At 43.9% G+C, this 18,650-nt stretch carries 18 protein-coding genes; 10 read left to right on the forward strand and 8 right to left on the reverse strand.

All coding sequences use genetic code 11. The features are described 5' to 3' along the window. Positions 1-53: 53 nt before the first annotated feature. The 3 genes from MHB43_RS15420 (at position 54) to MHB43_RS15430 (ending at position 2,237) form a co-directional block, all read left to right on the forward strand. Positions 54-698: an SDR family oxidoreductase gene (locus MHB43_RS15420; RefSeq protein ID WP_221819388.1), complete on the forward strand. Its 645-nt coding sequence runs from the start codon at positions 54-56 to the stop codon at positions 696-698. A gap of 50 nt (positions 699-748) precedes the next feature. Beyond that, positions 749-1,093 (forward strand): rhodanese-like domain-containing protein, encoded by a 345-nt coding sequence (locus tag MHB43_RS15425; protein WP_145317423.1) that lies wholly within the window; start codon positions 749-751, stop codon positions 1,091-1,093. Positions 1,094-1,214: 121 nt separating this feature from the next. Beyond that, positions 1,215-2,237, forward strand: coding sequence for an NADH:flavin oxidoreductase/NADH oxidase (locus MHB43_RS15430; RefSeq protein WP_405132287.1), 1,023 nt, complete (start codon positions 1,215-1,217; stop codon positions 2,235-2,237). A gap of 140 nt (positions 2,238-2,377) precedes the next feature. On the opposite strand, the gene MHB43_RS15435 is transcribed toward MHB43_RS15430, so the two are convergent. Then, positions 2,378-3,301 carry an AraC family transcriptional regulator N-terminal domain-containing protein gene (locus MHB43_RS15435; RefSeq protein WP_405132288.1) on the reverse strand — a complete coding sequence of 308 codons (924 nt, stop codon included), beginning with the start codon at positions 3,299-3,301 and terminating at the stop codon, positions 2,378-2,380. Positions 3,302-3,590: 289 nt separating this feature from the next. Between MHB43_RS15435 and MHB43_RS15440 the strand changes: the two genes are divergently transcribed. Continuing rightward, on the forward strand, positions 3,591-4,169 hold the full coding sequence (locus MHB43_RS15440) for a TetR/AcrR family transcriptional regulator (protein WP_237175439.1): 579 nt from the start codon (positions 3,591-3,593) through the stop codon (positions 4,167-4,169). A 99-nt stretch (positions 4,170-4,268) separates the two neighbouring features. On the opposite strand, the gene MHB43_RS15445 is transcribed toward MHB43_RS15440, so the two are convergent. Then, complete coding sequence (locus tag MHB43_RS15445; RefSeq protein WP_237175438.1) at positions 4,269-4,682, reverse strand: MerR family transcriptional regulator; 414 nt, start codon at positions 4,680-4,682, stop codon at positions 4,269-4,271. Positions 4,683-4,874: 192 nt separating this feature from the next. Here MHB43_RS15445 and MHB43_RS15450 point away from each other — a divergent pair, with 192 nt between their 5' ends. From MHB43_RS15450 to MHB43_RS15460, 3 genes are all read left to right on the forward strand, one after another. Continuing rightward, a complete protein-coding gene (locus MHB43_RS15450) occupies positions 4,875-5,915 on the forward strand; it encodes an NAD(P)-dependent alcohol dehydrogenase (RefSeq protein WP_339185015.1) in 1,041 nt (346 codons plus the stop codon). A 193-nt stretch (positions 5,916-6,108) separates the two neighbouring features. Then, positions 6,109-6,582, forward strand: a complete 474-nt coding sequence (locus MHB43_RS15455) for an HIT family protein (RefSeq protein WP_339185017.1) — start codon at positions 6,109-6,111, stop codon at positions 6,580-6,582. 180 nt (positions 6,583-6,762) lie between these two features. After that, the gene (locus MHB43_RS15460; RefSeq protein ID WP_017688547.1) at positions 6,763-7,134 is read left to right on the forward strand and encodes an iron chaperone; all 372 of its coding nucleotides are present in this window, start codon (positions 6,763-6,765) and stop codon (positions 7,132-7,134) included. A 75-nt stretch (positions 7,135-7,209) separates the two neighbouring features. Here MHB43_RS15460 and MHB43_RS15465 read toward each other — a convergent pair whose 3' ends face one another. The 3 genes from MHB43_RS15465 to MHB43_RS15475 all read right to left on the reverse strand — a co-directional run bounded on the left by MHB43_RS15465 (position 7,210) and on the right by MHB43_RS15475 (position 9,745). Then, entirely contained in the window at positions 7,210-8,190 is a 981-nt protein-coding gene (locus MHB43_RS15465; RefSeq protein WP_221819379.1) for an aldo/keto reductase, read from the reverse strand. 209 nt (positions 8,191-8,399) lie between these two features. Beyond that, positions 8,400-9,281, reverse strand: coding sequence for an SDR family oxidoreductase (locus tag MHB43_RS15470; RefSeq protein WP_221819378.1), 882 nt, complete (start codon positions 9,279-9,281; stop codon positions 8,400-8,402). A gap of 146 nt (positions 9,282-9,427) precedes the next feature. Then, positions 9,428-9,745: a helix-turn-helix domain-containing protein gene (locus tag MHB43_RS15475; RefSeq protein WP_017688544.1), complete on the reverse strand. Its 318-nt coding sequence runs from the start codon at positions 9,743-9,745 to the stop codon at positions 9,428-9,430. A 365-nt stretch (positions 9,746-10,110) separates the two neighbouring features. Here MHB43_RS15475 and helD point away from each other — a divergent pair, with 365 nt between their 5' ends. Continuing rightward, positions 10,111-12,525, forward strand: a complete 2,415-nt coding sequence (gene helD, locus MHB43_RS15480) for an RNA polymerase recycling motor HelD (protein ID WP_405132289.1) — start codon at positions 10,111-10,113, stop codon at positions 12,523-12,525. A 231-nt stretch (positions 12,526-12,756) separates the two neighbouring features. Next, complete coding sequence (locus tag MHB43_RS15485; protein ID WP_221819376.1) at positions 12,757-13,461, forward strand: SDR family oxidoreductase; 705 nt, start codon at positions 12,757-12,759, stop codon at positions 13,459-13,461. 117 nt (positions 13,462-13,578) lie between these two features. Here the strand turns inward: MHB43_RS15485 and MHB43_RS15490 are convergent, their stop codons facing one another. From MHB43_RS15490 to MHB43_RS15500, 3 genes are all read right to left on the reverse strand, one after another. Beyond that, positions 13,579-14,409, reverse strand: coding sequence for a carbohydrate ABC transporter permease (locus MHB43_RS15490; RefSeq protein WP_405132290.1), 831 nt, complete (start codon positions 14,407-14,409; stop codon positions 13,579-13,581). 1 nt (position 14,410) lies between these two features. Then, on the reverse strand, positions 14,411-15,283 hold the full coding sequence (locus MHB43_RS15495; RefSeq protein ID WP_036616033.1) for a carbohydrate ABC transporter permease: 873 nt from the start codon (positions 15,281-15,283) through the stop codon (positions 14,411-14,413). A gap of 68 nt (positions 15,284-15,351) precedes the next feature. Next, the gene (locus MHB43_RS15500; protein WP_405132291.1) at positions 15,352-16,665 is read right to left on the reverse strand and encodes an ABC transporter substrate-binding protein; all 1,314 of its coding nucleotides are present in this window, start codon (positions 16,663-16,665) and stop codon (positions 15,352-15,354) included. A gap of 207 nt (positions 16,666-16,872) precedes the next feature. Here MHB43_RS15500 and MHB43_RS15505 point away from each other — a divergent pair, with 207 nt between their 5' ends. Next, positions 16,873-18,636, forward strand: coding sequence for a histidine kinase (locus tag MHB43_RS15505; RefSeq protein ID WP_339185030.1), 1,764 nt, complete (start codon positions 16,873-16,875; stop codon positions 18,634-18,636). Positions 18,637-18,650: the final 14 nt, after the last annotated feature.

Here is an 18,650-nt window from a genome sequence, read left to right on the forward strand (position 1 = left end):
TGCGCATGAATTTAATATAGAGCGGTGGTTCATGTATTAAGGAGGCATTGAACATGAAGGTGTTCGTCGTAGGATCAAATGGACAGATTGGTCAACAGCTTATTCATCTTTTGAAGAATAGTGAAGAGCACACTGTTCTTGCTATGGTACGAAAACAAGAGCAGGCAGATTCATTTGCAGCACAGGGTGTGGAAACGGTGCTTGCCGACTTGGAAGGTACGGTTGACTCACTTGTAGCTGCTGCAACGGGTTGTGATGCGATCGTATTTGCAGCTGGTTCTGGCGGTACAACGGGATATGATAAAACACTCCTGATTGATCTGGATGGTGCCGGGAAAACCATTGAAGCGGCTCAAAAAGCGGGTATTGATCGATTTATCATGGTGAGTGCGATCCAAGCCAATAATCGTGAGAACTGGCATGATAACATCCTTCCATATTATGTAGCGAAACACTATGCTGATAAATTGTTAGAGAGCAGTGGGTTAACTTATACCATTATACGTCCAGGGATTCTAATGAATGAGCCGGGAACAGGTAAAGTTTCTGCTGCTGAGAATATTACATCCGGTAACATCACTCGTGAAGATGTAGCTCATGTGATTTTGGCCAGTTTGAGTGAGAAGAATACCTACAGGTGTTCATTTGATCTAATCGCTGGTGAGGATACAATATCTGAGGCATTGAGTGGGCTCTGATCCAAAACAAATTTTCGACGATATCAGATGAGTTAAGAGAGGGCTATACAATGATTATGTTGATGCTTTTGACCTTCATTTTAGGTATCTTCATTGTTGTACGTCAATTTTGGCCACTGCGCAATCTTGAATATATAGATTATCAAGTATTTCTCAGACAAGAGCGTGATTTTCGGCAATATAAAGTGATCGATATTCGAGATGCGACGGATTATATGGCTAATCCTACTCCGGATACGATTAATATCTCATTGGGGCGCCTTGCTTTCACCTGGGAAAAATACCTTCTTCGAGAAGATAACGTAATTATAATGTCACCTGGTATGCTTCAATCCAAAAAGGCTATACGTATTTTGCGAAAGCATGGGTTTGAATGTCTTTATGTGATGAAGTAAATGAACTAAAAGATACATGCGAGTTCTTAATCATAAGGAATTATTTAGCGAAGGCACTTTTTTGATGCTTGCGCATGCATTTTTATTATACATGATTCATGAAAAGGGGAGTTTTATTTTGATGACAGATTTGTTTAGTCCATATTCTTTTAAAAGCCTGGAGCTTAAAAACCGTGTCGTAATGGCACCAATGTGTCAATATTCAGTTGAGCAAAAAGATGGTATTGCAACAGATTGGCATTATATGCACTACGTTAGTCGTGCCGTGGGAGGAACAGGTCTCATTATCATTGAAATGACAGATGTGGAGCCGGATGGCCGGATCTCAGATTATGATCTTGGGTTATGGTCAGATGAACAGATCCCGGCTCTGAAACGAATCGTAGATGCGTGTCACAGTAATGGTGCCAAGGTTGCTATCCAGATCGCTCATGCGGGCCGCAAAGCAGAAGATGCCGAGGTTCCAGTTGCTCCGTCCGCGATCGCCTTTGATGAGAATTCCAAGCAGCCGAGAGCGCTCACAACGGATGAAGTAAAAGGAATGGTTGAGAAATTCCGTAGTGCAGTAGCCCGTGCTGTGAAAGCTGGTTTTGATGCGATTGAGCTTCATGGCGCACATGGATATCTGATTCATCAGTTCCATTCTCCACTAACAAACAAGCGAGAAGACGAATATGGTCAAGATTTAACGTTATTTGGACGGGAGATCATTCAGGCTGCAAAGGCAGAGATGCCAAAAGACATGCCCCTGATGATGCGTATTTCAGCCAAAGAATATGTCGAAGGTGGCTATGGCATTAACGAAAGTTCCGAGTTTGCCAAAGCTTATAAAGAGGCAGGCGTTGACGTCTTTGACATCTCATCTGGTGGCGAGGGACCTATTGGTGCATCGGGCAGACCAGGAACTCACGCAGCTTATCAAGTACCTCTCGCTAAAGCAATCAAAGAAGCTCTTGATGTACCCGTGATTGCTGTTGGAAGACTGGACGACCCGAAATTGGCGAATGCAGTTATCGGCAATGAAGAAGCTGATCTCGTTGCAGTTGGCAGAGGGCTGTTAAGAAATCCTTACTGGGCCTTGGAAGCAGCTTCTGCTTTGCGCAAGACAACGGACGTTCCAAAACAATATACGAATGGTTTTTAATGTATTAAAGACTTCATGTTAACGATTTAATAATCTGCATTAATCCTTGCATAGGGAAGGACTCCGACTGACAAAACAGAAGGAGTCCTTTTTGGGATTAAACTAGACAAGGTAAAGGAACGATATTAGCCAGTAACCAGTCAAGAGATGGTAGTCGTCTCATCGGTTTTACCTCGCAGGCGTTTAATGTCTTCTCTGGGTGGGAATCCGAACATACGAGAGTATTCACGACTGAATTGGGAAGGGCTCTCATAACCTACCTGGAATGCTACATCTGCTGCATCGGTTGACTTGGATAATAACAAGCGGCGAGCTTCTTGTAGTCTAAGTTGTTTTTGAAACTGAATCGGGCTCATGGCAGTCACTTCTTTAAAATGTCTGTGGAGTGAGGCAGTGCTCATATTCGCCAAATCCGCCAATTCCTCAACCCGAAAATTCTGATCAGAATGATTCATAATATATTCAATAACGTCTCTGATGCGATAGGTATGGCTGCCCTCCATGGTAGCTTGTTCCAGAGCAATCCCATGAGGACCTTTCAGCACTTTATAGAGAATTTCCTTTTTGAACAAAGGAGCGAGTAGTGGGATATCTTCCGAATGATCTTCCAACAAACGGGCTAACCTGACAACCGCATCCAGCAGAGAAGGCTCAGCTTGGCTGACAAACATCGCACGCCTCGTTGTTTTCCGCGGTCTTGCTGGAAAATCGGAATGGTTCAATACCTCCAGAATCTCACTGGAAGTGAATTCAAGTTTCAGGGCCAGATAGGGAGCCTCAGACGAGGCTTGAATCACTTGTCCACTAACCGGCAAGTCAACGGTTGCCACGATATAACTTCCTGGACCATACCGGAAACGATCCTGTCCCAGCAGGACCTCTTTCTCACCCTGAACGATAATGCAAAAGGATGGTTCATTCACTCTAAATATAGGTTCAGTAACGACCGATTCGCGGATTAGAAATAATGAGGGAATGGCCGTAGGATGCACCCCGTCCTTGTCAGAAAAACGGTCAATGAGTGTGGCTAATTCGTTTTGTTGTTCGTGTATTTGATCAGACATGCAAAGTTCTCCTTTTTTCCTCACAACATAATAATCACATTCTATCGTATATTGACCGAAGGCGGTAAGAAACGGATAGGAATAGGCAAACATTTGATGTGAATGGATAAGACATTCTGATTGCTGGTTGCATATTCACAAGTACACAGGTCATGATATACAACAAGTAAAGAAGATATACACTTACGGTTCAGCTAATACATGATCAGAGGAGAATGAAAAGGGTATCTGCATCTTTTATTTACTGATCGTTCCCGATGTGTTAGATTGATTTTGGGAGGGAAGTCGAATGGCTAGAAGTAAAGAGTTTGAAGTGAACGAAGTATTGGATAAAGCAATGAAGATCTTCTGGGAACAAGGTTACGAGAAGACATCGATGAGTGACCTGGTTGAGCATATGGGAATTCATCGCAGAAGTATATATGATACATTTGACGACAAACATTCGCTGTTTTTGCAGGCAATGGATCGTTACAGAGGTAAGGTCAGCACCACATTACTTGCAGAAATCAAGGCATCCAAGACGGCAGTGGAAGCACTGCATAAAATTTTCGATGTTATGATCAGTGAAGCAGAAGAGACACCATCGGGTTGTTTGATCGTGAACTCGGCTGTGGAGCTAGGCACACGTGATCATGAAGTGGACAACCGATCTCTTGAATCGTTTAACGAAGCTGAGCGAATGTTCGAGCAGATTATTCAATGGGGGCAGCGGGAGGGAGAATTCTCTTCTGATCATGATGCGAAAGAAATGGCAGAGTACCTGCACAATATTTCTGTCGGCATCAGAGCCATGGCAAGAACCTCGACGGAAAAAGAAAAACTAAACCGTATTATCAATGTAACGATGAAACTTTTGGAAAAATGATGAGTAGAGACATACCCAAAAAAGTAGCTTGAAATCCGTTAGAGGACTTCAAGCTACTTTTTTTGTGCGCTAATTTTAGAAAATAGAAAGCATGAACCATCAATTGATGATGGCATTTTCCATCGGTTTAATTTTGTGAATCTCTTCGGTTCCAGCCTCCAAAGCTGTTTCGTAGTAGGAGCGTTTGTGTTCGATGACTTCCATGGTTCTTCTTAGTTCCTCCATTTGTGCTTCCACTATAGCTTTTCTCTCCGTAAACATGTCATATCTTTGCTTCAGCGAGGAGTCCCCTTCAGAGCACCATTCAATAAAGTCCTTAATGTCTTTAATAGGCATGCCGGTCAGCTTCAGACATTGGATGATCTTTAGAAAGTCAATGTCGGAGTCTTTGAACAAGCGTGTTCCGCTTGTGGTTCGTTCCACAAAAGGCATGAGTCCTTCCTTGTCGTAATAACGCAATGTATATACCGTAAGGTCTAATTTTTTGGCAACTTCACCGATTGTATAGGTCATTTAGAATGAATTCCTTTCTATTAGGGGTAGACTTCGAGTTAACTCTAGGATTGATCCGAGTGAATTCTAACATGTTGGATTACTGGATGTCAAAGTAAGTTCGAGATAAAAAAATAAGATAAACATTTGACCTAGAGTTAACTAGAGGGGGTAAGATTATTTTGAACTTTAAATTACTAGGAGGTTATCCCATTGATTATAGCTAAAGCCAGAGCCGTTGACGGACCAGACCAACAATTCAGAAGTGCTGAAATTAAACGACGTGATCTGGATACCAATGATGTATTAATCGAGATTAAATATGCTGGTATCTGCCATTCTGACATCCATACTGCCCACGGTGAATGGGGACCTGTGAATTATCCACTCGTTCCTGGACACGAAATTGCCGGAATTGTGACCGATGTAGGAACCGGAGTTTCCAAATACAAGGTCGGTGACCGAGTAGGGGTCGGATGTATGGTTGACTCTTGTGGTGAATGTGATAACTGCCGCAAAGGTGAAGAGCAATACTGTCTCAAAGGAAATATCCCCACTTATGCTGGGGTAGACAAATACGGTGAGCCTACGCAAGGTGGATATTCAACTCACATTGTTGTCGTAGAGGATTTCATTGTTCGCATCCCTGATAACATTGGACTTGATGCTGCTGCACCTTTGCTCTGTGCCGGTATTACGACATATTCACCACTGCATCACTGGGGAGCTGGCCCAGGTAAGAAAGTTGCCGTTGTAGGTATGGGTGGTCTTGGTCATATGGCTGTCAAAATTGCACATGCGATGGGTGCCGAAGTAACGGTTCTCTCCCAATCCTTGAGCAAAAAAGAAGATGGACTGCAATTTGGTGCAGATCACTACTTTGCCACAAGCGAACCGGAAACATTCGAGAAACTTGCAGGCACATTTGATCTGATGATTAACACGGTAAGTGCGAATATTGACATAAACGCTTATTTCTCACTGCTCACACTGGATGGTACACTCGTGAACGTGGGTGCTCCTGCTGAGCCACTAGCCGTAAACGTATTCTCTCTTATCGGTCATCGCCGTTCATTCGCAGGTTCCATGATTGGTGGTATCCGTGAGACGCAGGAAATGCTTGATTTCTGTGCAGAACATGATATTGCACCTAACATTGAGGTCATCTCCGCCGATCAGATTGACGAAGCATATAAACGTGTACTGGCTTCCGACGTGAAATATCGCTTTGTTATTGATATCAGCACCATGTAAGTGTGAACTTTGCAATAGTGATAGTTAAAGATAGAAGAAAGCAGCTGCCGCCAAGGTCAGCTGCTTTTTGCTTTTCAGTTTGTTAATTGCTGATTGTTCTATAACCCGCCAACTCATCGCAACGAACAGAAGGTAACGGCGTCTAATAACTAGTAACTAGTTAGAAAAATATGAAAGGAGTGTAAGGAGAAAGATGACGGTATCATTTTCACATCAGCCTGAAGGGTATGAATGTCCATTTTGTCGTATTTGGGGTATCGAGCGACCTGATCAGGGAACAAAACAAAGGGATATCATCTATCAGAATGAAAAGGTAACCGCATTTATAGCGGGCAAATGGTGGCCAAACAATAAAGGACATGTTCTTATTGTTCCGAATGAACATTTCGAGAATATTTTTGAACTCCCTGCGGATTACGCTGTTGAAATTCACCGCGCGGCTCAGCTTATAGCATTTGCAATGAAAAGTACATATGGATGTGATGGGATTTCGACACGACAACATAATGAACCTGCTGGCAATCAAGACGTATGGCATTATCATCTCCATGTTTACCCTAGATACGTGAATGATCAACTGTATCTGTCAAATGGTTCTCCGTCCGATCCAGATGAACGCGCTCTCTATGCTGATCAGTTGCGTTCTTGGATAAAGGAAAACATCTAAAGTCTTTGCGGGTAAGGACTACTCTATGACTATAGACATCGACCTATTAAAGAGAACTTTGTTGTTACAAATTTTTTTGCATTAAAACAACCGATAAGGGGTATTGAATTTGATATTCATGATAGAATGAGTATGAATGGGTCAAATTAAATAGTATATTTCATGATTTGGGGGAAACCAATGGAGACCTTTGCAGAATTTATAGCACGCATCGATAACCCGGAACACCAGGCACGAACGGAAGAAGTTTTGAACTGGGTCACTGAAAAATTCCCGAATTTAAAACAAAAAATAGCCTGGAACCAACCGATGTTTACCGACCATGAGACCTTCATCATTGGATTTAGTGTATCCAAGCAACATTTGGCTGTTGCTCCCGAGAAGGCAGGAATTAATCGTTTTTCGGAAGAGATCACTCAGGCGGGGTATGATCACACCAAAGAGTTGGTGCGAATGAAGTGGAAACAGGAGATTGATTTTTCGTTACTTGAGAGAATGATTGAGTTCAATATAAAGGACAAGGCAGAATGTTCAACATTCTGGCGCAAATAAATCGCGATATAAAAAGAAGACCCCCAACTTCCAGATACGGAAAGAGGAGGTCTTCTATATTTTAAGCAAAAGGGATTATTGAGCACCTACTACAGGGTGAGGTACATAGGGCTCTTCAAGGAATGAGACGTCTTCTGAGGTCAACTTAACAGAAAGAGCACCTACCGCATCTTCCAGATGCGATATTTTGGTGGCACCGATAATTGGAGCCGCTACAGTGTCTTTTTGCAGCAACCACGAAAGTGCAATGTGTGTGCGAGGGACACCGTATTTTTCTGCAATGGATGCAACTCGTTCAACAACAAGCCGATCCGCATCACTTGTCGCATTGTACTTGGATTTCTGAATTTTGTCTGTCTCGGATCGGAGTGTCGATACGGACCAGTCACGAGTTAATCTGCCTGAAGCAAGAGGACTGTAGGGAGTTACACCAATCTTCTCTTCCTTGCATAAAGGCAACATTTCTCGTTCCTCTTCACGGTAGATGAGGTTCAAGTGGTTTTGCATGGAGACAAACTTGGTCCAACCATGTTTCTCTGCTACATGTAATGCTTTTTGGAACTGCCAAGCGAACATGGCTGAGGCCCCAATATATCTCACTTTACCGGACTTCACCACATCATGTAAGGCTTCCATGGTTTCTTCAATAGGCGTATTGTAGTCCCAACGATGAATGATATAAAGATCTACATAATCCGTTTCCAATCGTTTCAGGCTTTTATCGATCTCACTCAGGATGGCTTTTCTGGAAAGGCCAGAACCGTTGGGTCCTTGATGCATTTGTCCGTGTACTTTGGTAGCAATGACAACTTCATCCCGATTTGCGTAATCCTTTAACGCCCGACCAAGATATTCCTCACTTGTACCCAAAGAGTATATATTCGCTGTATCGAAGAAATTAATGCCTAGATCCAACGCTTTTTTGATCACCGGGCGAGAATTTTCTTCATTCAGTACCCATTCATGAACCCATTTACTGGCGTCCCCAAATCCCATACATCCGAGGCAAAATCGAGATACGTCCAAGCCTGTGTTACCAAGTTTCGTATATTCCATGTTATGTTCAAATCCTTTCTAATGTTTATTATTGCCACCTGTAAGGTGACCTATTTACACATTATTATGTCATAACAAATGGAACAACCTGTACCACATTACTATCAAAGTTTTGCCTAATCCTATCAGAATATCTGAATTCGTTTCTCTCGTTGGAGATTCAAAGGGCTTGTTCATGAATAGCAGCGAGAGGGGATTTCCAAGGAAAACTATTGTTTAATGATTGTTTGATGAATCCAATCACTAATTTTGGTTAATTTAAGATTTGCTTTGATGTTATCCTCCAACTCTTCATATCGTGGAAGAAGATCTGTATGCCCATCAATCCATTGGTACAATCCTTTAAGACCTGCTGCTGTCTCACTTCCCAACAAAGGCTGAATCGCTGCTTCAAAATGATCAAAAGGTAGAGACATGAAGCTGATCTTTTCACCTAATACAGCACTGAATTGTTCCGCTAATTGTGCACCTGTCAGGGCTTCTAATCCGGGTGCTGGGATAATACTTCCTGCCAATTCCGAATGAGTCAAGGCATAAAAGTGGAATTGAGCTGCATCGTTTAAGCTAATCCAGGAGATCGGCTTGTCTGCTGGTACCGGGTAGGCCAAAACACCATTGTTCAGTATTCCGGGAATCAGGAAGTTTTCCAAATATACAATGGGTTCCACAATGATATATGGAAGACCACTTTGCTGCAATTCATGGATAACTTCACGTTTCAATTCAATTCCTTTGGAATGGGTGATAGGGTCAGGAACATAGGTGCCCGTGTTAACTACAATCAATTTAACGTTTGCCTGTATAGCAGCATCAATTGCATTTTTGGTATATTGTCTGATCTTATCCGGATTGAACTCCACCGGGAGGTTCAGGAATACTTTACTTATACCTTGATGCGCCGCATGGAGCTGTTCCACATCTGATAGATCCCCGATGAAAGCTTCAATGTTTTGTTCCTTTAGTGTTTTGGCTGTTGCCTCATTTCGAGTAATCGTGCGAACCTCACAACCGTGTTGAACGAGTATTTGAGCGACAGCGCCGCCTTGAGAGCCCGATGCTCCATATACTAAAAATCGATCATTCTGTGTCATAGTGGTCAATAACTTCCTTTCAATATGTCATTGGAATGGATGAGTTAACACTCAGCATTGACCTCAGCATAACGGATTTAGAATAGGAGCGTAAGTACGCACATTAATGATATAAAGTATCCCTTGGGATACTATGAGAAGGCGTTTTACATATGTTTCGATCCCCAATCACCTAGCTGGAACAAGATCGAAGTCAGGCTTTGTCCTTTTTCTGTAAGAGAATATTCGACTTTAGGCGGAACTACAGGGTGGGTAACACGGTTTATCAAACCAGCTTCTTCAAGTTCTCGTAATTGCCTGGTTAACGTGCGATGCGTAATGGGGTCAAGCATTTTCTGCAATTCATTGAATCGAATTGTTGAATGGCGGATGAGCCGATTTATAATTAATAGCTTCCATTTCCCACCAATCATATTGACTGCAAACTCAACAGGACAACGGTCCTCCACAGGTTCTATATTCATGTTTATGTATCCCTCCCAAATGCATCAACTTATGCTTCATGTTTCGTTCATTTTATCGAATTTATAAAGGGGTGTATAGCTTACCGCATTCAGGGTATGAACCATGCCCAGGACACAAAAAAGATGCCCCCAGTGTAGCTCAAGAGACATCTAGTTAATATGAATTATTTTTCAATTCAGACAGAACAGAAAAAAAGCATTGAACGTGAAAAAAAGCCATGATATAATCTATAGCGCAATTGACATTTCTATTGAATATAAAGGGTGAATCATTATTTCTCCTAATTTAATTTTACATCCGACATTCCGATTTGTCAATGCTCTTTTTTTGGTCCTAATAAATGGAAAATGGAGTGAACTCATTCATGGATAAAACAAACGAATGGAAGTTGGAAGAGGAAAGATTAGTACAGGTGAGGAACAAACTTCAGGCACGACTCGACGAGTTAGAACCGAAGGTTGCCGGACTGCATGAACAGGCTGCCGAAATTCGTAAACGGTTCTGGGAAGAAGTGACAATTAATACGGGTTCGTACACGGATTTTGAAGATGCATTTTATACCATTAATCAGCAGTCCAGAGTGTTGGCCGAGAGGGAGCGTGGACACAAGCTGTTAACACAACAATGGAAAAATACAAAGAGACTGCTTCCAACGCCGTATTTTGGCCGTTTCGACTATAAGGAAAAAGGCATGACATGGACTGAACAGATCTACATCGGTGTATCATCCTTCATGGATGAAGATGGATTGAACTTTCTAATCTATGACTGGCGTACGCCAATTGCGAGTCTGTACTATGATCACTCTCCCGGTCCAGCAAGTTATGACACACCTTCAGGACGAATCGAGGGCAAGATGGAGCTCAAACGACAATTCCAGATCCAACATGGGCAACTTCATAGCATGTTTGATTCAACTGAGACGATTGGTGACGAATTGTTGCAGCAAGTGCTCGCCAAGGGTGCAGACTCACAAATGAAGAGCATTGTAGCAACAATCCAGAAGGAACAAAATGCCATTATTCGTGATGACCGCAGCCGAATGCTTATCGTGCAGGGGGCAGCTGGCAGCGGCAAGACGTCGGCAGCGTTACAGCGAGTCGCCTACCTACTATATAAACACCGCCAGACCGTCAAAGCAGATCAGATTGTGCTTTTCTCGCCGAATCCGATGTTTACCAGTTATATTTCCACCGTGCTTCCGGAACTTGGCGAAGAGAACATGCAGCAGACTACTTTTCAGGAATATCTGAATTATTGGCTGGATTCCTCCATACGACCAGAGGATGCCTTTGATCAGATTGAATATGTGCTGACAGCCCAAGAAGATCCGGGTTATGAAGCTCGCCTGGAGGCGATTAAGTACAAAGCTTCCGAGACATTCCTGCAAGTGCTCCAAAACTACGGTAAGTGGCTGGGGCGGGAGGGCATGCGGTTCAACGGCATTCAATTTCGGGGACGTGAATTCATCACTGCGGACCGAATTAAGACTCAATTTTACAGTTTGGATCAAAATCTTACCTTGTCCAACCGTATACTTCTTTTGCAGGAATGGTTGCTGAGAGAACTCGTTTCGCTGGAACATCTGGAACGGGAAGCAGACTGGGTTCAGGAGGAGTTGAATTATCTGGACACAGATGAGTATGTGGAAGCTTTCCGCATGCTGCACAAAGAAAAACCTGTGTTTGATGTGGCGGAAAAATATGCAGCACGAGATAACGGTAATAACAGCGCAGAGCAAGATGAGGGTGCCTTTAACTTTGGAGTGCGGGAAGAGGAGTTGCTTCGTCAGAAACTGGTGAAAGACATGTTTAAACCGTTAAGAAAGAGCGTGCGGAAATTCCAGTTCGTGGATGTGAGAGGGATATACGAACAACTATTTGTAGATGAAGCCGCTTATCGGGAACAAACGAATGGGGCAATCCCCCCACAGCACTGGCCTGAGATTTGTAAACAGACCAAGGCCATGATCCTTCAGAACAAGCTGTTCCATGAGGATGCTACTCCGTATTTATATGTAAAAGAGATGATCGAAGGCGTACGGACGAACACAGAGATTCGTTATGTCTTTGTCGATGAAGGTCAGGATTATTCGGCGTTTCAATACGAATATCTGAAGAAACTATTTCCTCGTGCCCGCATGACGGTGCTGGGGGATTTCGGGCAGGCGATTTTTATGCAGGCTACGGATTTGGCAGCATCCAACTCGCCACTGGTTCACCTTTACGGAGAAGGCGAAACTACATTGATACGTCTGGTACGCAGTTATCGTTCAACCAGAGAGATTGTTGAATTCACGAAATGCATGCTACCAGGGGGAGAAGAGATCCGACCGTTTGAAAGGGGAGATCAGAAGCCTCTTTTAACAAGATTGGAGGATGATAAGCTGCGTGGTGCGCAGATTCTCGCAGACATCGCCGCTCTTAAGGCGGAGGGGTTCGATTCCATCGCTGTGATTACAAAGACCGCGGCTGAAAGCCGTGACGCCTATGAAAGGTTACAAAGCCAAGGCGGCGTAGGGTTACAGCTCATAACAAAGGACACACAGATTTTCGAAAAAGGAATCATGGTTATTCCTGTGTACCTCGCCAAAGGCGTTGAGTTCGATGCTGTCCTGGTCTATGATGCTTCACCCGTTGCTTACAGCCAGGAATATGATCGTAAGCTTCTGTATACGGCATGCACACGGGCCATGCACCGACTTCATCTATATACAGTGAGTGACTGGTCACCATTTGTGCAGGCGTTACCTGCGAATCTATATGACGTAAGATCGTAATCCATAAGTAAATCCATTTTAAATGAAGGACCAAAGAAAGATGCTCGGAACCTTTTTTCAAAGGTTATCGGGCATCTTCTTTTTATAAAGACTTATAAAGATATGAATCATAAAAGTCATTCTTTACTGATCGTTCCCGATGTGATAGATTGATATTGGGAGTTATGAGAATGATCATTCCCATAACAGCTCGAAAACATATAAATTCTCAATGAGAGGGAGTAATAATAAATGAATATTTCCAAACAAGTTGCTATTGTAAGTGGGGCTAATCGAGGCTTGGGCAAGGAACTTGCTCTTGAACTGCTGGCGAGAGGAGCCAAAGTGTATGCTGGCGCGCGAAACCCTGAATCCATTGATCTGCCGGGGGCTATTCCACTGCAACTCGATATTACGGATCCTCAATCTGTCATGGCTGCAGCTGAGGTAGCTAGTGATGTAACCCTTCTAATTAATAATGCCGGTTCCGCTACGGGTGCTTCTCTGCTCACAGGTGAGCTGAACGATATTCACTTGGAATTCAATACACATGTATTCGGTACGCTTTCAATGATTCGTGCGTTTGCACCGGTAATAGAGAAGAATGGGGGAGGTTCGATACTGAATATCCTGTCTGCTCTATCTTGGCTCAGCCTTGGTAACTCAGGTGCATATTCAGCTGCAAAATCCGCTCAGTGGGGAATTACGAATGCATTACGTCTCGAATTAGCCCCTAAGAACGTTAGCGTTGCCGGATTACACGTCGCGTTCATGGATACGGATATGACAGCAGGTATTGACGCACCGAAAACGAGCCCAACGGATATTGCCAAAATTGCAATAGATTCCATCGAAGCGGATCTCTACGAAATTATTGCTGATGATACTAGTCGGAATGTACAACAGGGTCTTGCTGGTGGTGTTGCTGCCCTTTACCCGCAATTGTTTCAAAAATAGAGAGGTGTAGATACATTTTCTTGCTATAAATAAAACAACCCCCACCAGATCTGTTGGGGGTTGAGTACGTCATGAATACTCCAATTCTATTCCTTGAGAACCGTGAGAATATAAGGTTTAACCTTTAACTGCACCGGCAGTAAGGCCGCTGACGATATATTTTTGCCCAAATAGATAAAGGATGAATACAGGCAGGGAAGTAAGCACGAGATTGGCGAAGATCAGGTTCCAGTCCCGGCTATATTTGCCGTAGAAATTGTAGATCGACAGTGGCATCGTCCATGTGGAACTGTCTGTCAGGAAGTACACAGGAATCGTGATGTCATTCCAGACGGACATGAACACCATGATGGCTACCGTTGCGTTAACGGGCAGGATGAGCGGTGTGACGATGCGGAAGAACACCCCGAACACACTTGCTCCTTCCAGAAATGCCACTTCGTCCAGCGCTCGTGGAATGGTTTTGATGAACCCACTATACAAGAATACACTGAAGGCTGTATTTAACGCGGCGTAGATCAGGATAACACTTGTGATGCTGCCGTAGAATCCCAATCCCTGTACAACCCGTATGGTTGTAATAATCGACATTGGTGCAATCAGTCCCATGAAGAAATACATGTAGATCGTGCCGGATAGTTTGGTTTCCCGACGTGCCAGAATGAATGCCGCTGCCGAAGAAGCAACGATATTAATGATGGAAGATACGCCAGTAATCAAAATGCTGTTGAGGAACGCTCGCGACAGTCCGCCTTCCTGGAAGACACGAACATAGTTCGAGAACTGCCATGTTTCAGGCAAACTTAGAGAGAAGCTGAGCACCTCTGCGCTGGTTTTGAATGAACCAAAGATCAGAATGACAAGTGGCAACAGAACGATAAGAGAGGCCAGAATCAGGAAACCTTCCACGATATAGTTGCGGATGGCGAGTTTGCGTGTATAGCCCATGTTATTCCGTAACCTCCTTACGCCGCATGAAGATCAATAGCGGTATAGCAATAATCGTAACGACCACGAAGAGAAGTGTGTTGACCGCGGTACCAAGTCCCCAGTTGCCTTCGCCGAAAGATCGCAGAATGATCGTACCTACGACCTGGGAAGCGTTACCCGGGCCACCACCGGTCATGACATATACTTCGGAGAATACTTTGAGTCCACCGATCAATGTCAGCATCAGGTTAATGTTAATCGCGGGCAGCAAGAGTGGTAGTGTGATTTTGAAAAAACTTCTCCACGAACTTGCGCCATCAATCTTGGCTGCCTCGTAATACTCTTGAGAAATGGACTGCAGGCCCGCCAGATAGATGGCCATCTGGAACCCGGCACTCTGCCAGATCGAGACGATGGCAATCGTCCAGATCACAATCGATGGGTTGGTAAGCCAAGCTTGGCTTAACGAATGTAATCCTACAGATTCCAACAAATTGTTGATTGTACCTTCGGTACGCAACATGGGAGTGAACAGAATGCTGATCACAAGAATGCTGAGTATGGAAGGGGAGTAGAAGATGGCGCGCAGCAGGTTCTTCGTTCTTAAACGCATGTTAAGTCCTACGGCCAGCAATAGGCCGATGACATTTTTGCCAACGACGGTGACGATTGCAAATATTGCCGTGTTTTTCAGCGCCAGAATAAGCGTTTTGTCTGAGAAAATTTTCTTGAAATTATCCCACCCGATGAACTTCAGCTCCAGCCGATCCAGCCGCCAATCCGTGAATGAATAATAGAAAGCGGCGAGAGCAGGCACAACAAAAAAGATGGAGTAGATAATCAGTGCGGGAAATATCATGTAATACGAGTACAGATTTTTAGTCCTTTTCATGTCTCACACTCCGTTATAACCAGGCAGCATAACGATCGATCCTGTTATGCTACCTTATATTTCACTCTTTAGAAACCTTCTACACCTTTATCCTGCATTAGCTGACTGAACTTCTCATCCCAGGATTTCAGTACTTCTTCCGGTGACAATCCGCCTGCGAATTGATCCTGCAACAATCGGTACAGTTCACTGCGATCAACCAGCATGAATGCATCCGTTGTCAGCACGGTTTTCTTCGGCGTAATATAATTGTCTACAATATCCTGTTTATAAGCAGGCAGTTCCGGTGTAGTAACGTCACTGAAATTGGATACGTATCCTTTGGAGTCCACGATCTGTTGTGCGACATCCTTGGAAGCGATGTAATCCAGGAACTGTTTGGCTTCATCCAGATGTTTGGATTTCTTCGGAATGAACAATTGCCCACCCAGTGGACTTGCACCCAGACTGGCATTGTCTGACGATGGAATCGGGAACACGCCCAGTTCCATATTTGGATCTTGCTCAGCAACGCCTTCAATTAACCAATCGCCCATAAACATCATGGCTACTTCCTTGTTCAGGAATTTACCTACGGCCATGTCATAGCTGTCGCTAAGCACATCCGTGTTGGTGTAACCTTTGGTGTAAATTTCATATTGTTGTTCCAGGAATGTTTTGAATTCCGGGATATCAGACCATTTTTTCTTATTGCTGTTCAACTCATCAAAAAAAGTCGGTTCATTTTTGGCTACAAAATCGGCAAAAGCTGCAGCAGGCCAGATGTTGGCAGCCCAGGCATCTTTGTAAGGCATGAATACGGGAGTAATGCCACTTGCTTTGATTTTTTCACAGAGCGCCAGAAATTCTTCGTAGTTGATTGGAATCGACAACCCGAGTTCTTCAAAGATTTGTTTGTTATACACGACCCCTTGCATTCCCGTATCTTGGCTAACATGGAAACTGTAGAGGTGACCACCAGATGAGAGGACGTCTTTGTTCACGATTCTGCTCGCCCAAGGTTCGTTATCGAGAATCTCGAAGTTACGTTCAAGGTTCAGGTCCGTGACTGCGCTCGCCAGATTATATTGAATAATGTCAGGTGTTTCATCTACAGCCAGTTTGGTTTGCAATACCGTCGTTGTTTGTTCCGCTGGAATCAGCTGCAAATTCACGCGGATATTCGTTTGTTTTTCGAATGCATCGAGAATGTCCTGCTGGATGAAAGCAGAGTCCTGAGAACTTTTAGAGATGGCCAGCTCCAATGTGACTTTGCCACTCTTGCTATCCCCACCAGCAGCTGTGCCAGAATCGGTACCTCCTGATCCACAAGCGGTTAACGAGATCGATAATAGACTAGCCAGAATAATGGATACAGCCTTTTTTCTTTTTATTGTTTTCAATGCAAATCCCCCTCTAAAACGTTTGATGAATCCGTTTACAAATCCGATTATAGATTCTTTTATCGCCCCGGTACATGTCTGTGCTTGAACGTTGATGTGTAAAATCCTGAACTTGAAATCGCTATCATTTCATGGAGTACCGTGATACAGTAGGACATAAATCTAAGGGATTTCACATCATGTCAGAACAGGAGGGTAACTCTGAGAATGGCAAAGCTCATACATAAGGCAACTCAATTCAGTTTGCAAACAAAGGTGTTTTTGACATTTCTGGCTCTACTTTTGTTCGTGCTGGGCTGTTTTATCGTGTATGTCAATGTGATCGTTGTCCGCCCGCTCAAACAGAAAACAGAGCAGGATACGCTCGTTACAGCTACGAAGGTAAGAGAGCAAGTTGATCTCTACGTAGAACAACAGAACCAGATGTCACAGCGAATATTATCCAGCAAAAATATATTTGCAGCCATGGACAAGAGCTCCTCAGCGCATAGTAATTATGAAAGGCTGAAACAGATTCGGATCATCAAAGATATCATGTTTCAGGCCATCGGGCCGAGTATGAATATCAAAGACATGTCCATCTACGACAATCACGGGATTCTCCTGACAACATATCTGGGTTCAGGCAACCCTCCCGCAATACTGAATACCATGATGGAGAGTAGTCAGATCGGACGAGATTGGACAGAAAGTGGTTTTGTGCTGCTGCGTCAAGACGATACGATCTCCTTTGTGCGCACGATCAATGATCAGAACGGCAAGGTGTACGGTTATCTTAGCATCCAGATGGAACAGGCCTATATACAGAACCTAACGGAGGGCATTACCGCTGGCGATGTCTATATTCTGAATGAACAAGGCGAGCAGATGACGGGCTCGGAAGAGGGTATGACATTTACCAATTGGACAAAGCCTGCATCAGACGAGGGACTGGATGTGGACAAAAACGACAATTATATCACACATTCCACTTCACCCAGTACAGGTTGGATCACGTATATCATAACGCCCAAAAAATCTGTTCTAGGCTCGATCCATTCGGTTCAGACGATGTCCATTCTGCTAATTACGGCACTGATGCTGGTTTCATTTGTGTATATCTTCTTGTCGACACGTAACCTGCTACTGCCTATCCGCAAGCTACGCGGTCAGATCTGGCGCATGAACTACAGCAATATGAATCTGAAAGTGGATGAAACGCCGAAGAATAACGATCTTTTATTGCTGAACGAAGCTTTTCAGGATCTGATGGAGAGGCTGCAGCAATCCATTGACCGGGAAAAATCGGCGCTTCATGAAGAAGTAAAGGCACGTAATTCGGCGCTGCAAGCCCAGATTGCACCTCATTTTATTCATAATGTCTTATACCTGATCAGTATTGCCGCCCAAGAGGGGAAGACCAAAGTTGTATCGGATATGTGCAAACATCTTTCGGACAGTCTGCGTTATATTGTCTCTTCACCATACGCGCATGTGACTTTGGCTGAGGAGCTTCAACATACGAGACATTATCTGTCCCTTGTACAACAAAAGTACGAAGAGGATCTGGAGTGGGACATCTGTGCTGACGAGCTGGCGAACGATATCCGGTTGCCGCGGTTGGTCATTCAGCCGTTTGTGGAAAACTGCATTGAACATGCCTTTGCCAACACCACGCCGCCTTGGCGTATCCAGATTACCGTGAAGCAATATAACGGATTATGGGCTTTGGAGATCAAAGATAACGGAGAAGGCTTTCCACCGGATAAGATCCAGGAGATTTTAACCAATATTCAGGCATCGGGTTCTGGAATGAACCAGACTGCCGATGGTGGGACAGCCCTTGGTAACATGGGAATTATCAACAGTGTCAATCGACTCAAACTAATGTATAACAACCGGCTCTTTATTAATATATTTAACAATCATGCGGAAGAGCAACATGGAGCAACGATTCAAATCATCGGCTCACTGACGAGAGATTTTTACTAGCGAGGAGGGACAGG

The sequence above is a fragment of the Paenibacillus sp. FSL H8-0317 genome (assembly GCF_045040685.1).
Taxonomy (GTDB): domain Bacteria; phylum Bacillota; class Bacilli; order Paenibacillales; family Paenibacillaceae; genus Paenibacillus.